Origin of the sequence: Mucilaginibacter lappiensis (assembly GCF_050433765.1) — a bacterium.
GTDB lineage: Bacteria > Bacteroidota > Bacteroidia > Sphingobacteriales > Sphingobacteriaceae > Mucilaginibacter > Mucilaginibacter lappiensis_A.
On the sequence record NZ_JBNPWP010000011.1, the window covers coordinates 203,759 to 219,254 of the forward strand.

The following is a 15,496-nucleotide window of genomic DNA, read 5'->3' on the forward strand; positions in this document are numbered from 1 at the left end:
TTATAAAGGGCCGTATCATTGATACGGCCCTTTTATGTTATGCTTCATCTTTGGTATTACGTACAAGGCTGATGCCTGTAAAGAAAAATAGCAGGGCTATAATACCTACTACTACCAGGGTGGTGGCCTGTCCGTTATGGTTGATGATCTGAATTCCTGTATAAATTAAGCCTATGATACCGAGTACGGTAAGTATGGCTCCAAAAGTTCGTTTTAGGTTCATGGTTTATATGCTGTTTTATAAAGCATTTTATAAAAACAAATAGTACACCAATAATTAATTGCTACATTTATTTACTAAATATTATCACCCATGACAAGCCAAATCATCTTTTCAATTATTGTATTAATTGTACTGGTTATTATATCAACCTCCTTTGTGTCTGTAAAACAGGGCACAATCGTGGTAATTACCATATTCGGTAAGTACCGGCGAATACTTACCCCGGGGTTGAATTTTAAACTGCCGTTTATTGAAAACATTTATTCTAAAATATCTATCCAGAACCGCTCGGTTGAGCTGGAGTTTCAGGCGGTAACCTTTGACCAGGCCAATGTTTATTTTAAAGCCATGCTGCTGTATTCAGTATTGGACCAGCAGGAAGAAACCATTAAGAATGTAGCCTTTAAATTTGTTGATGAGCGTAACCTGATGCAGGCCCTCATCCGCACGGTTGAAGGATCTATCAGGGCTTTTGTAGCCACCAAGCGCCAAAGCGAGGTATTGATATTAAGGCGCGATATTGTGGAGCACGTTAAAGAACAGCTTGATGTGATACTGGAAGGCTGGGGATATCACCTGCAGGATCTGCAATTGAATGATATTACGTTTGATGACGTGATCATGAAATCAATGAGCCAGGTGGTTGCCTCCAATAACCTGAAAGCCGCCGCCGAAAACGAGGGCCAGGCTTTACTGATCACCAAAACAAAAGCTGCTGAAGCCGAAGGTAACGCCATTAAAATATCGGCACAGGCCGAGCGTGAGGCCGCACAGCTGCGTGGCCAGGGTATTGCCCTGTTTCGTGAAGAGGTGGCCCGTGGTATGACCGTTGCCGCTAAAGAAATGGCCGAAGCCAATATGGATACCTCGGTGATCATGTTTACCATGTGGACAGAATCAATCAAGCACTTTGCCGAAAACTCACAAGGCAATGTGATATTTCTTGATGGATCAACCGACCAGATGCAGCATACATTAAAAGAAATGATGGGCTTAAACCTTTTACAGGCCGACAAGGTCAAAAAGTAAAAGTTTTAACCTGCATATTTCATGAAAGTAAGATGGATCAAGTGTATCGGCGTTATCGCCCTATTTTTATTGACGATCAGCGCGGCATCAGCCCAGCAGTTCCATCAGCTAACCGTTAACGATTTTGGCGGCACGCCCCGTGCAAATGCGCGGGGCGTAGTTGCTTACACCAATTGTACTATTGATTTCAAGTACCAGGCAAGCCGCCAAAACGGGGGCTATATACTCAATGCCTTTGTACGTTTGATACTGAACACCCAAAAATCATGGCTCGACAGGAGCCAGATATCCTCTGGTCAGCTGCTGGCCGAGGTATTAAAACACGAACAGGGTCATTATACCATTGCCTATCTGGAACAGCAGGAGGTGCTGCGCGAAATTGGTAAAACCCGTTTCAGTCGCAATTACCAGTACGAGGCCATGGCTATTTTTAACCGAATTGATGCCAAATACAAACAGCTAAATGCTGATTACGACGAGGACACCCAGCACATGACCGACCGCATGCAGCAACATAGCTGGGACGTATATTTCCAAAAACAGCTGCAGTTTATGCCGGATAATTCGTTTTAGATTTTCTCTACCGGGAAATCAGCGCTCAAACGTCAGCAAGGAGTGCTGACTGGCGGTATGCAGATCGCGCCATACCTGGTTTATCTCTGCATCGGGGTTAGCGGCCTGCAGCCCGCAATATGGATATAGTTCATCTACACATTCACGCGCTGTTTTTGCCAGCTTACGGCTGTTTGCACTTACCTGTTCCAGATGCGTTGCTTTACCGGCCAGGCTTCCCTGCCAGGACGCATCAACTGCCGCGTAAAACGCTTGGCGAACATTGTTCAGCTTATTGGTCAGGTTCTCCAGCGTTTGTTTGATGATTGTTTTTTGAGATGAGCTCAGCTTTTCGCCATTTATTTTTTCATCAAAGACAGGCCCGCACAGGTCAATAAAATGAACAGCGAGACCTGATATATTTGCCGCGAGCGTAGCTTCGGCCAGCTGTAAAAAAGGGTATTGGTATAAGGGCTCGCAGATTACCGCATGCTTGGGGTCAATTTTGAAACAGCGGTCCTTCTCAACAAAAAGGTTAGTCACTTCGTAAGCATCGCTGCCTGTGCCCATCATGCCTATAAATTTCCAGGCAGGCAAAAGCGTTACATCTTTTCTATCAAATATAAAGGGTAATATCAGCGGATTGCCATCCTCATCCAAAACTGTTTCTTCGCCCTTTTTAATAATGCAGTTGGCCGTTAAATGTGTGGCATGGTGTACACCACTGGCATATTTCCAGCTGCCGTTGATGATGTATCCATTATCGGTAATAGTTGCCGTACCGGTTGATGCACCGCTACCCGCAAGGCATAAATGAGAGTGAGCATAAAGCTGTGGCGCAACATTGGGCGACAAAAAACCACCAAACCAACCCGCCCCGCTGCACAGCGTTACTACCCAACCCACACTGCCATTGGCCCAGGCCAAACTCTCTTCCAGCCTTACCATATCGGGCAATGCCAGCTGCAAACCCGAATAAACCTTAGGCACGAGGAATTTAAACCACCCCTGCTCATAGATCAGCTCCAATTGATGGGGCTGCAACATACCTGCCTTTTCGGCATCCGGCGCTGCATCGCGGATAGTTTTTACCCACTCGGGCTTTAGGTGATATGATGGATGGTTGATCATTAGTTGTTTTTTAGCTAAAGCCCAAAGCAGAAGGCTTAAAGCCTTCTTTTCAAATTAACATTAAAGGCTTTCGGCTTTAAGCTTTGAGCCTTCTGCTTGCCTCTTCCATTCAAAATAGCCAAAAATGGCCACTACAAATAAAAACACGGTTAATACTGCAAACATGGGCAGCTTTTTATAGAACAGCAGCGGAATGGCAAACAGGTTAGATATATTTAAAAACACCCAGTTTTCCATTTTTCTTCGGGCCAGCAGCCACATGCCCGCCCAGGCTGTTGATGATACAAAAGCATCCCATACGGGCACGTTTGACGGCGTAAAGTTTTTAAGCAGCGCATACAGCACAGCCCAGCCGCCAAGCGATATGGCCAAACTTATCAGCCATTCGTTTTTGTTAGAATAGGTGATCTTAACCGGCGGCGCATCCCTTCTTCTTATCCAGTGCACCCAGCCGTAAATACTCATCACCACGTAATAAACATTCAAAGCCGACTCGGCATACAACTGTACTTCCATCAGCAGTAAAATAGATAATAAAGTAGCCGCAATGCCGGTAGGGTAAAGCCAGATATTATTAATACGTGCCAGCAACACTTCGGCAACCCCCAGGGCAACAGCAAGCCACTGTACCCAGGTGGTTTCCTTTATTTGTTCCATGAAAAGCGACATAAGGCTATGCATAGTCATGATTAATTAGTACTCATCAATTCGTGAAATTCGTTTCTATTCGTAACAATTAGTGCTCATTTTAAAAATTAAGACTTAATGATGCCATAAAATTGCGTGGAGCCTGCGGGAAAAAGTAGTTGTAGTTCACTACATGGCCACCTTCAATATCAGGGTAGGTAGCGCCATTGGCTTCATATTTCTTGCTGAAGATGTTGTTCACCTGCAAACCCAAACCAATATTTTTTACCGACCGTACGCTGAAGTTATATCTGAGCCTCACGTCGCTCACAAAATAACCTTTCAGGTAACGGTTCACCGCATAAGGGTTATCCGCGTTTTCGGGGGCTATACCAAAACCCTCAGGGTTTTGATTCATGGTATTATCAATATATTGTTTGCTGATGTATTTGCTGATGAAAGCGATCTCCCCACCTTTAACAGGGCTGTAGCTTATTACACTGGAACCAGTGAACGACGGTGAAAAGGCAATGTCTGTTTTTTTGAAGCTTTCACCCACCAATGTGCCATCATCATTAGAGAAAAACTGCTGGTAGTTTTTGATCTTGTTGGTACTTAAAGTGGCCGTTACGCCCCAGTTTAGCTGACTGGTAATTTTTACTTTGCCATCCAATTCCACACCGGCCCGGTAGCTGTCCTTTACATTGGTACGTATAGGTGAACCCACATCATTAAGCGCCCCGGTTAATATCAGTTGGTTTTTGTACAGCATATAAAAGGCGTTGATACCCCCTGTAAAAACAGCGCTGCTGGTGCGGTAACCGGCTTCAAAATCTTTCAGGTTTTCTGATTTTGGTCGGTTTTGCGGCGGCGAATCTACATAATCATCCCGGTTGGGTTCATGATTACCTACCGCGAATGAGGCATACACATTGCTATGCTCATTAAACTGATAGGTGATACCGGCTTTTGGGTTAAAAAAGTTAAGCTCGGCGTTTTGCTGCGCGTTGTTCAGGTTTTTATCTATCCCAAAAAAGGAATAATAAATGTGACGATACTGTACATCGGCATATAACAAAAACTGACTAAGATGCCATTCGGCACGGTAAAAAATGTTAAAATCATTCTTTTTGGCATTGTCGCGGTAGTATTCATAATCCGGACCGATACCTGCGCTTTCCTTAGTGTAAACAACGTTGCCATAATGCGCACCCGAGTACTGGTTATAAGCGCCGCCCAAAGTCATGTTCAGGTTGGTTTGGGGCTGATATTTCAGCGCGTAGGTAACGCCATAAAAGTCGTTATCCAACCAAAGACGGCGCACCAGATCGGTAGCACTGATGGTGGAGCCGCCAATCACAACAGGTGTCAAACCATAGTTTTTTAAAGAATCGGCATTCCTGAACTCCTCATAATAACCTTTGCCTTTGGTATAATGCAAAGCCCCGCTAAAGGATAGCTTATCTGATATTTTTTGATCGTATAGTAGCTGATAGTGGTTTTGGGTATAGTTATCAACCTGGTCTTTGTAGAACGAATCATCGGCATTTATCAGCCCCAGTTCATTATAAGTGCGGTTGTCTGAATGGGTATTATCTCCTATCACATAATCAGGCACACCGTTCCAGGCCTGGTAAGTACGCTCGTAGCCCGAAAATACATTTGCCCTTAAAGTGCTGTTTTTACCATACCATGCACCGCTTACAAAAAACGATTTGAGGTTAGATGACGCCCTGTCGATATAACCATCAGAATGGATGCGCGATAAACGGCCATCCAAACTAAAATGCCCGTCAAGCAAACCGGTACCCGCGCTCACTGTGTTTTTGATAGAACCATAAGAGCCCGCCGAAGTATTGATATCGGCATAAGCCGTATCGCGGCGGGTGGTGGTTTGTATATTGATACTGCCCCCAAAAGCGCCCGCGCCATTGGTTGATGTACCCACCCCACGCTGGATCTGGATATTATCAACAGACGAAGCAATATCAGGCAAATCAACAAAGTACGAACCCTGGCTTTCCGAATCATTATATGGTATGCCGTTAATGGTAACATTTACTCTCGTAGCATCAGAACCACGGATGCGGATACCGGTATAGCCAATACCTGCGCCCGCATCTGAACTAACTACCACGGATGGTGTTTGATTTAACAAATAAGGTAAATCCTGCCCAAAGTTGTTTTTTGCCAGATCCTTTTTACTCAGGTTGGTATAGGCTGTTGGTGAGTTTTTGCTTGCCCGGGTGGAGCTTACGGTTACCTCCTCGGCGGTAAGTGTGCCATTGTTTAGGGTAAGATTAATAACCTCGTTAGCTCTTAAAGCTACGTTTTTAGTGATGGCCTGGTAGCCTATATAACTGGCTTTAAGCAAATAATTGCCTGCCTTAAGATCAGTAAAACTATATTTTCCCGATGCATCAGCAACAACGCTTTTGGCCGGGGTTACAATAGAAACGGAAGCCCCGGGCAGTGCCTCGCCGGATGCATTAGTGATCTTTCCCGTGATGGAAAGCTGGGCCGATGCCATGACAGGCAGCAGCAGGGCGGTGATCGCCACAAATAAAATTTTCAAAATAATGAATAAACTAAAATAGTTAAACCATCTGCCCATCAGGGTGAACGTGCAGTACACTTAACCTGGTTACCTCTCCCTACGCCGGCATTACCCGGATCAGGTGCATGTTTAAGTCTTTAGTCGGGAGTCATTAGTCAGAAGTTTTGGATCGGAAGTCAATGAATGACTTAGAACTTAAAACTTTGGACTTAAGACTTAGAACTTAAGACTCAAACAATGGGTTTGATCTCAGCCTGTCTTTCAGTTTGGTAAAAACAATTTGTTTTTGAACCCAAAGCAAGGCACCCCTTGAGAATTATGTTGCAAAGATAGGGTTTGATTCGGGATTTTCCACAATTGTTTGCTTTTACGGCGTTATAAGGGCATTCATTGCCTGCGTGGTTGATTGAGAGTTTGACGCATACCATAAAACCTTTCTCCTTTTACCTTTCGGCTTTCACCTCAAAAATGTACTTTTGCAAACTTTTATTAAACTATTGCTATGCTTAGAACTCATACCTGCGGCGAATTAAATATCAGCAACTTAGGTCAAACCGTTACTTTATGCGGCTGGGTACAAAAATCACGCGATTTGGGCGGCACCACATTTATTGATGTGCGCGACCGTTATGGTTTAACCCAATTGGTATTCAATACTGATACCGATGCCACCCTGCGCGAGAAAAGCCGCGAACTGGGTCGTGAATTTGTGATAAAAGTTACCGGAAAGGTACTTGAGCGCTCTAACAAAAACCTTAAAATACCGACCGGCGAAGTTGAAATTGCCGTTAAGGATATAGAAATACTGAACGCTGCTAAAACCCCTCCTTTTCAAATAGAAGATGATACCGATGGCGGCGAGGAGCTACGGGCCAAATACCGTTATCTCGACCTGCGCCGTGCACCTATACGCAACAACCTGATTTTACGTCATAAAATGGCCCAGGAGGTACGCAAATATTTGGATGCACTTAACTTTATTGAGGTGGAAACCCCGGTACTCATTAAATCGACACCGGAAGGCGCGCGCGATTTTGTGGTGCCAAGCCGCATGAACCCGGGCGAGTTTTACGCCCTGCCGCAATCGCCTCAAACATTTAAACAATTGTTGATGGTGAGCGGTTTCGACCGTTATTTCCAGATCGTTAAATGTTTCAGGGATGAGGATTTGCGTGCTGATCGCCAACCGGAGTTTACCCAGATCGACTGCGAATTATCATTCATTACCCAGGAAGACATTTTAAATATTTTTGAAAGCCTTACGCAACACCTGTTCAAAACCGTAAAAGGTATTGACCTGGGTGCTTTCCCGCGGATGCAATATGCCGATGCCATGCGCCTGTATGGTTCTGACAAACCTGACGTACGTTTCGGGATGGAGTTTGTGGAGCTGAATGATATTGTAAAGGGTAAAGGATTTAGCATTTTTGATAATGCCGAATTGGTTGTAGGTATCAACGCCAAAGGCTGCGCCAGCTACACCCGTAAACAAATTGATGAACTTACCGAGTGGTTAAAACGCCCACAGATTGGCGTTACTGGCATGATCTATTGCCGTTATAACGAGGATAGCACCTTAAAATCATCGGTAGATAAATTTTACAGCGAAGATGAACTGACCAACTGGGCAGCCGCATTTAATGCTGAAAAAGGCGATTTAATGCTGGTACTTGCCGGGCAAACAGATAAGGTACGTAAACAACTGAACGAGCTTCGCCTGGAAATGGGTACCCGTTTGGGCCTGCGCGATAAAAATAATTTCGCACCGCTATGGGTGTTGGATTTCCCGCTGCTGGAGTGGGATGAGGAAACCGGCAGGTACCATGCTATGCACCACCCGTTCACCTCGCCAAAGCCAGAGGATATAGCTATGCTGGATACCGATCCGGGAGCCGTGCGTGCTAACGCTTATGACCTGGTGATTAACGGTACCGAAATTGGCGGTGGCTCTATCCGAATCCATGACCGCGCTTTGCAATCGCTGATGTTTAAGCACCTGGGCTTTTCGCCGGAGGAAGCACAAAAACAATTTGGCTTTTTGATGGATGCTTTTGAATATGGCGCGCCTCCGCATGGTGGTATCGCTTTTGGGTTTGATCGTTTAGCCTCTATTTTTGCAGGGTTGGATTCTATTCGCGATGTGATCGCTTTCCCTAAAAATAATTCGGGCCGCGATGTGATGATCGATTCGCCATCAACCATCGCCGATACGCAGATGAACGAACTTAAGATCAAAACAACTGTTTAAATTAATTATAACGCTGCATACCCAAAGCTCTCTTCAAATTTCTTCCTTCAGCAGAAATCTGGAGGGAGCTTTCTTAATAAAAGCCCTATGAAGAAATACATTTTACTGCTGAGCGCCATTGTTATTACAATAACTTCCTGCACTAATGGACCATCTGTTGAAATGGCTCAGCAAGCTAAAACCGATGACTCTACCATAACGGCATATCTGGCCGCTAATCCCGCTATAAAAGCAACTAAAGACCCATCAGGTTTATATTACCAGGTGGTAAAACAAGGTACGGGCGCTTATCCAACTGCAAATTCTGTTGTTACGGTTAACTATACCTGCAGCCTGATTGGCGGCCGACGGTATGACTCGGGGGATGATTTTACCAGGCCACTGTCTGATCTGGTAAAGGCATGGCAAATAGGTGTACCGCATGTAAAAGCGGGTGGCAATATCATGCTATATGTACCATCGCACTTAGCGTACGGACCAAGTGGTGCCGGGCCTATTCCTGAAAATGCCGTGTTAGCGTTTGACATCGACCTGGTCAGTTTTAAATAAAAAGCCCCTTTTTATGTAAATAGCGTTAGCTTTATATAAATTAAACCATCACTATAGTTTTTAATTGTAAAATCTGTTATAGGATTATAAGAATGATCATGAAAAAATACTTTTTGCTATTAGGTTTATTGGTTGTAACATTAACATCATGCCTAAAATTATCAAATCAGGAAACAATGCAACCTACTCCGGTTGATCCGGTGGTACAAGCCAAAGCCGATAGCGTGGCTATTACCGCTTATTTGGCAGCAAATCCAAGTATAACCGCAAAAAGAGATTCGGCGTCGGGTTTGTATTATCAGATAATAACTCCCGGTACAGGTGCCAATCCAACTGCAAATTCACTTATAACGGTTGCTTACACAGGCAAACTACTAAATGGCACCCAGTTTGATTCAAGTGTTTCCTATACGCAGGCCCTATCCAGTTTGATACCCGGCTGGATAATTGGCATTCCATTTATTAAAACCGGTGGGCGGATCTTATTGATCCTACCATCGAGACTGGGCTATGGCAATCAGGTAAATGGCCAAATACCGGCAAATTCGGTATTGGTATTTACTGTTGACCTGATCAGCTTTAGTTAATAGTTATAACATATTAATTGAAATAAAACAGGCCTGGTACAATTGTACCGGGCCTGTTTTATTTCAGGTATTTCCTGATATTTCCATTAAAATATCTAATAAGCTAAGAGATATAATTTTTGAAGTATTGTTCTTATCTTAACTGTTTAAAAAACCGGTATGAAAAAAAGTTACATTTTGTTTTTTTCACTGTTTTCGCTCAGTGCATTCGCGCAAAAAAATGATGCGGTAAAAACACAGGTAAGCAGTAAAGCCGACGCTTTACAAACCCAGATTATTGCCTGGCGGCGCGATTTTCATGAACACCCCGAACTGGGCAATCATGAGGTGCGCACATCAGCAATTATTGCCAAACACCTGCAATCGTTAGGGATACAGGTACAAACCGGCATTGCCACAACAGGCGTTGTAGGGATATTAAAGGGAGGTAAACCCGGCCCCGTAGTTGCTTTACGTGCCGATATGGATGGCCTGCCGGTAATTGAACGCACACCGGTACCTTTTGCATCAAAAGTAAAAACTACCTATAACGGACAAGAAGTTGGCGTAATGCATGCCTGCGGGCACGATTCGCACATGGCTATCCTGATGGGTGTGGCGCAGGTGCTATCGAGCATGAAAAACGAATTGCATGGTACCGTAAAATTTATTTTTCAACCAGCCGAAGAAGGTGTAGAGCCTGGTCAGAAGGGTGGGGCCGAAGAAATGGTGAAAGAGGGAGTATTAGAAAGCCCTAAAGTTGACGTCATATTTGGTCTGCATATTAATTCACAAACAGAAGTGGGTAAGATCACCTACCGGCCTGGCGGCACCATGGCCGGGGTTAATGATATGCAGATCATTGTAAAAGGGCGTTCGGCACATGGTGCCTACCCCTGGTCGAGCGTTGATCCTATCGTGGTTTCGGCGGAGATCATTAATAACCTGCAAACTATTGTAAGCCGTAATATTGATATAACTCAAAACCCCGCGGTAGTAACCATAGGGTCAATAAAAGGGGGCAACCGTTCCAATATCATCCCCGAGTCGGTTGAAATGCTGGGCACTTTACGCTCATTTACCCTGGCTGATGAAAAAACACTGATAGAAAGGGTTAAACAAATAGCCACCAAAACCGCCGAAGCGCAGGGCGCCACTGCCGAAGTGAAGATACCTTACAGTAACCATTATCCGGTTACATTTAATGATCCTAAGCTTACCCAAAAAATGCTGTCCAGTTTACAACGAACCGCCGGAGCCGAAAATGTGCTGTTGCGCCCGCCGGTTACCGGAGCCGAAGATTTTAGCTTTTATCAGGAAAAAGTTCCGGGATTGTTCTTCTTTTTGGGTGGAATGCCCAAAGGCCAGGACCCGCTTAAAGCACCATCGCATCATACGCCCGATTTTTATATTGACGAAAGTGGTTTTACATTAGGTGTAAAAGCCCTTTGTAACTTAACTTTGGATTATATGAATAGCAAATAGCATAAATTCTATTAACTGAATATCATGAAGAAAAATATATTAGCTGTGGTATTTGTAGCACTGTCCTTAACTTTATTATTAACAGCACAAAAAACATGTGCCGCAAGGGTAAGTAATGTAGATACCGTTAAGGTGTTGAAAGCAATAAAACCCGAGGTTTTGGAAATTGTAAATACCGTATTACAGGCTTCCTATACTTTTAAAATTGAGAAAGTATCTGATATATATACCCCCAATGCGGTTGTTAGTGATGAGCAGCAGCCGTTTTCATGGAATGGGCAGCTGGCCGGCGTACAGTGGGTAAACTCGGTTGAAAAGGCTGTTAAGGAATTTAAAATAAAAGATTTTAAAGTTAATGTAAAGCGCATCAAGATTTTCCAGCAAACCGAAGAAATTGCCTACCTGGTGGTACCTGTTGAATATACCGGCACTATTAACGGCGAACCATTTGATGAAGAGGGCGCGTTTTCATTTGTGTTGCGCATAGTGAGTGGCAAATGGCTCATTAAAAGCCAGGCATGGGTGCCTAAAAATGGCCTGTAATAGTATAAATCCTTAACCTTATATATGGAGCCCGAACTGCTAACCTTTAAAAGTTTTAATGATATAGTCCTGGTTAACGCCCTTACCGAATTATTGGACCAGCATGATATTCCGTATGATGTAGAAGAAAGTTCGGTGGCATTTAATCCAGCCTTTGTAAATAATGAACTATCGAAGGAATACGCGGTAAAAATAAACGGTAAAGATTTTACCCGCGTAAATCAGCTGTTAAATGATAACGAAACTGACGACATAAATCAAGTAGAAAAAGATTATTATTTATTTGATTTTACCGATGAAGAGCTGCTGGACATACTGGCAAAGGCTGATGAATGGAGCTCGTTTGATTATCAGCTTGCCCGTAAAATATTGACCGCACGGGGTGTTGAAGTAAATGACAAAACCCTGGCCGATCTGAAAAAAAGCCGGATAGAAGAATTAAAAGCGACAGAGCCGTCACAAACCTCCTGGATAATTATAGGCTATATATTTGCACTGGGCGGCGGTATAATAGGCCTTTTTGTTGGCTGGCACCTTTCATCCTACAAAAAAACACTTCCTGATGGTGAAAGGGTTTACGGCTACAATGAAAACGACCGGAAGCAAGGAAAGCGGATATTTTACTTGTCCATTGTGGTTTTCGTAGCCAGCGTTATTTATAAAATTGCACCTGCATTTACCGGGAACGGGTATTGATAAAAATTTGTCTGAACCATGATTTACACGATTTTAGGATAACCAGGATACTGATCAATAAAAAAATCAGAAAATCCTTTAATCCTATGAATCAAGGTTCAGACAATCTAATTCCCGCTGTTTGTGTCCTCACAAACAGCGGGAATTACAAACAGGTCAATTATTTATCCGCTCTGTACAGCTTAGAGATTGCTTCGTACCTCGCAATGACGCGCGGATATGGGATTAGGTCATCTGCACATCTGAAATCGGCACACCCGCACATCGAAAACCCTACCCCAATATCTCCTTAATATCATCAGCCGAAAGCGATTTGATAAAACTTTCTTCGGTGGTGATGAGCGCGCGACTGAGACTAAGTTTACGTTGCTGTAGGGCCAGGATCTTTTCTTCTACCGAATCTTTGGTGATGAATTTATAGATAAACACGTTCTTGGTTTGGCCGATGCGGTGCGTACGGTCAATTGCTTGTTGTTCCACAGCCGGGTTCCACCATGGGTCGAGGATGAAAACATAGTCGGCCTCGGTAAGGTTAAGGCCTACGCCACCTGCTTTGATCGAGATCAGGAACACGCGTGTTTTCTCGTCTTCCTGAAATTGTTTTACCACATCACCGCGGTTTTGGGTACTGCCATCCAGATATACGTAAGGTACGCCTTGCTGATCAAAATACTCGCGGTAAATGGTTAACTGTTTAACAAATTGCGAGAATACCAGCACCTTATGTCCGCCATCCAGCACATTGGCCAGGGTATGCACTACGTTTTCAAACTTACCGCTGTCGCCCTCATAATCCTTATCAATCATGATGGGGTGATTGGCAATTTGCCTCAGTTTAATAAGGCCCTGCAATACCTGTATCTGGGTTTTGGCAAAGGTGCCGTCCTCCAGGCTTTTCAGTAGTTCGTTACGGTATTCTGATTTTACTTTTTCATATACCGATGCCTGTTCCTCGCTCATCTGGCAATAGAAAAGGTTCTCGGTTTTTGGCGGCAGCTCGGTAGCCACCTGCTCTTTGGTGCGGCGCAAAACAAAGGGCTTTATCAGAGCTTGTAGCTTACGGGCCTTGTCTTCGTCCTTTTTCTTTTCAATGGGTGTTACAAACTCATTCTGAAAAAACTGTTGCCCGCCAAGTAAACCCGGATTAATGAACGACATTTGTGTCCAAAGATCGTTAACTGAATTTTCAACTGGTGTACCGCTCAGGATCAGTTTAAAGCGTGATTTTAGTTGCTTAACAGATTGGAACGACTTTGACGACGGGTTTTTAATGTTCTGGCTTTCATCCAGTATCACGTAATCAAAAAAGTATTCCTTAAACATTTCAATATCAATACGGCTGATGCCATAAGTGGTGATCACTACATCGTAATTGGCAAACACCTCGGCAGATCGATAGCGCATAGTTCCGGTATGCACCATCAGTTTTAACTGCGGTGTGAATTTTTTTGCCTCGTTAAGCCAGTTGTAAATTAACGATGTAGGCATGATCACCAGCGAGGTACTTTTGCTGCCCCCCGTCTCGGTATCCTCTTTATGCTTTTGTAGTAATGCAAGGGTTTGTATGGTTTTACCAAGCCCCATATCATCGGCAAGGCAGCCGCCAAAGTGGTAACCCTTTAAAAAATGGAACCAGTTATAGCCGGCTTTTTGATAGGGCCTTAAATTACCGGCAAAGTTTTGCGGCATTTCAACCTCTTCCAACTCCTCAAAATCAGTAAGCTTTTGCAGCTTGCGGGTCATGGTCACGTTGGCCATTTCGCCTTCGGCAAGGTCATTCACCAGGCCTATGTGGTGGCGGCGTAATTTAAGCTCATTACCGCCTTCGGTAAAATGCAGCAAGTTGCCATATTGCGAAAACCACTTTTCGGGGATCACCGCTATCTCGCCCGATGGCAGGGTAAATTCCTTTTTACGGTTCAGGATATGGTTTTTTAGCTGTATAAAAGGTATGCTGTATGGGCCAAACCATACAATGGCATGAATATCAAACCAGTCGTTATTTTCCTTTACCTCCAGGTCAATTTTGCTGTTGCCAAATACATAGCGTTTCTGGCCTTCAGGCTGTTCCAATTCAAAATCCTGCTCTATCAGTTGGTCGTGGTGTTGGTTAAGCCATTCAAAAACAGAGAAAGAATGATCGGCATCCTCATCATGGTTATCTACCTCCAGGTTTTGGAAAAGCGTTGATACCGTTCTGAGGCCCATTTGCTCCAGCTGTTGCATTTTATTTTTTTCCCAGGTGATGGAACGTTTAATACGGTGAAATATATATTCATCCCCGTTTTTTTCCATCCTTACAGATACATGCCTGCCATCGCCATAAGGAAAAATATAGCCGGCATATTTAAAGTACAATTGCAGCTGCGAAGTGCCGCCTTCAATATAAATAGGCTTTAAAGCTGCCTGTGCATCATATTTTTCGGTATTTATCGTGAATCCCTCGGCATAAACGTTATGCTTTTCTATCAGCGGGGCAACAAATTTTTCGAAGTATGATTGTTCTGACGAACGCGGGATAGCGATAAAGCGCTTGTTTAAAAATGGCTGCAATTTTTTACCCTCTATTTCCTTATCAAAATAATACAAGGTATCATCAAGTAGCATCCAGGCCGGGTGGTTACAAATGATCTCAGCATTTTTGAACATGAACTCAATCCGCATACCCTGGTACTTAATAGTCGGGAAATACCTGATCTCCTCTTCATTACGCCTGAAATGGAACAACACGGATGCCGGTTCGGTGGCTATTTGCAGCTTGCGTTCGCCCGGATAACCCTCCTTGCTCATTTGGTACACCTGCTTATTGCATAGCAGGGTTAATGCCTCGGCCATGCGCTTTTCCATTTTAGGGCGGATGGTATCAAACAGTTGCTCGTTAAAGATCTTGGCAAAAAACTCAAACGGACGGATGGGCTTTTTGTAATATCTTTTAATTACGTTGCCCTGTTCCATCTCCTCCAGTATTTTGATGAGTTTGATATCAGTATCATCAAGGCAATGGACAAATTCCTTAGCCGTATTGGAGAATAAACGCTGGTGGGTTAATGAAAATTCGCCGTTAGGATTAAGCTGAACAATGTGCGGTTCAATGACATACGACAGGTACTCATGCCGGGCAATGGCATATATAATTTGGCAAGGTTTTGTACTGTCGACGCGTAGCATTAAACTTTTAGATAAAAAATTTATTGAAGCTACATCAACAAAAAATTCAAACGTAATGAGAATTTGCTGTAATTGAAAGAGTTTTTTGTTAAATAATTGTTAACAGGTGCATTAATTTGGTT

13 protein-coding genes are annotated in these 15,496 nt (G+C 43.7%); 8 read left to right on the forward strand and 5 right to left on the reverse strand.

Annotated elements, in window-relative coordinates; genetic code table 11:
- Positions 1 to 37 precede the first annotated feature (37 nt).
- Positions 38 to 223 (reverse strand): hypothetical protein, encoded by a 186-nt coding sequence (locus tag M2273_RS26240; RefSeq protein ID WP_429400743.1) that lies wholly within the window; start codon positions 221 to 223, stop codon positions 38 to 40.
- Positions 224 to 313: 90 nt separating this feature from the next.
- Here M2273_RS26240 and M2273_RS26245 point away from each other — a divergent pair, with 90 nt between their 5' ends.
- Both M2273_RS26245 and M2273_RS26250 read left to right on the forward strand, forming a co-directional pair.
- Positions 314 to 1,252 carry an SPFH domain-containing protein gene (locus tag M2273_RS26245; protein WP_429400744.1) on the forward strand — a complete coding sequence of 313 codons (939 nt, stop codon included), beginning with the start codon at positions 314 to 316 and terminating at the stop codon, positions 1,250 to 1,252.
- A gap of 21 nt (positions 1,253 to 1,273) precedes the next feature.
- Positions 1,274 to 1,825 (forward strand): DUF922 domain-containing protein, encoded by a 552-nt coding sequence (locus M2273_RS26250; protein ID WP_429400745.1) that lies wholly within the window; start codon positions 1,274 to 1,276, stop codon positions 1,823 to 1,825.
- An 18-nt stretch (positions 1,826 to 1,843) separates the two neighbouring features.
- Here M2273_RS26250 and M2273_RS26255 read toward each other — a convergent pair whose 3' ends face one another.
- From M2273_RS26255 to M2273_RS26265, 3 genes are all read right to left on the reverse strand, one after another.
- Positions 1,844 to 2,935: an acyl-CoA dehydrogenase gene (locus tag M2273_RS26255; RefSeq protein WP_429400746.1), complete on the reverse strand. Its 1,092-nt coding sequence runs from the start codon at positions 2,933 to 2,935 to the stop codon at positions 1,844 to 1,846.
- 60 nt (positions 2,936 to 2,995) lie between these two features.
- Positions 2,996 to 3,592 (reverse strand): nicotinamide riboside transporter PnuC, encoded by a 597-nt coding sequence (pnuC, locus tag M2273_RS26260; RefSeq protein ID WP_429400747.1) that lies wholly within the window; start codon positions 3,590 to 3,592, stop codon positions 2,996 to 2,998.
- Positions 3,593 to 3,683: 91 nt separating this feature from the next.
- The gene (locus M2273_RS26265) at positions 3,684 to 6,137 is read right to left on the reverse strand and encodes a TonB-dependent receptor (RefSeq protein WP_429400748.1); all 2,454 of its coding nucleotides are present in this window, start codon (positions 6,135 to 6,137) and stop codon (positions 3,684 to 3,686) included.
- Between the two features lie 484 nt (positions 6,138 to 6,621).
- Between M2273_RS26265 and aspS the strand changes: the two genes are divergently transcribed.
- From aspS to M2273_RS26295, 6 genes are all read left to right on the forward strand, one after another.
- Positions 6,622 to 8,367: an aspartate--tRNA ligase gene (gene aspS / locus M2273_RS26270; protein ID WP_429400749.1), complete on the forward strand. Its 1,746-nt coding sequence runs from the start codon at positions 6,622 to 6,624 to the stop codon at positions 8,365 to 8,367.
- 87 nt (positions 8,368 to 8,454) lie between these two features.
- Positions 8,455 to 8,916, forward strand: coding sequence for an FKBP-type peptidyl-prolyl cis-trans isomerase (locus tag M2273_RS26275; RefSeq protein WP_429400750.1), 462 nt, complete (start codon positions 8,455 to 8,457; stop codon positions 8,914 to 8,916).
- Between the two features lie 98 nt (positions 8,917 to 9,014).
- Positions 9,015 to 9,503, forward strand: a complete 489-nt coding sequence (locus M2273_RS26280) for an FKBP-type peptidyl-prolyl cis-trans isomerase (RefSeq protein ID WP_429400751.1) — start codon at positions 9,015 to 9,017, stop codon at positions 9,501 to 9,503.
- A 159-nt stretch (positions 9,504 to 9,662) separates the two neighbouring features.
- A complete protein-coding gene (locus tag M2273_RS26285; protein ID WP_429400752.1) occupies positions 9,663 to 10,967 on the forward strand; it encodes an amidohydrolase in 1,305 nt (434 codons plus the stop codon).
- A gap of 24 nt (positions 10,968 to 10,991) precedes the next feature.
- Positions 10,992 to 11,510 (forward strand): nuclear transport factor 2 family protein, encoded by a 519-nt coding sequence (locus M2273_RS26290; RefSeq protein ID WP_429400753.1) that lies wholly within the window; start codon positions 10,992 to 10,994, stop codon positions 11,508 to 11,510.
- Between the two features lie 24 nt (positions 11,511 to 11,534).
- Positions 11,535 to 12,206, forward strand: a complete 672-nt coding sequence (locus M2273_RS26295) for a hypothetical protein (RefSeq protein WP_429400754.1) — start codon at positions 11,535 to 11,537, stop codon at positions 12,204 to 12,206.
- 273 nt (positions 12,207 to 12,479) lie between these two features.
- Here M2273_RS26295 and M2273_RS26300 read toward each other — a convergent pair whose 3' ends face one another.
- Positions 12,480 to 15,374, reverse strand: a complete 2,895-nt coding sequence (locus tag M2273_RS26300) for a DEAD/DEAH box helicase (protein ID WP_429400755.1) — start codon at positions 15,372 to 15,374, stop codon at positions 12,480 to 12,482.
- Positions 15,375 to 15,496 lie beyond the last annotated feature (122 nt).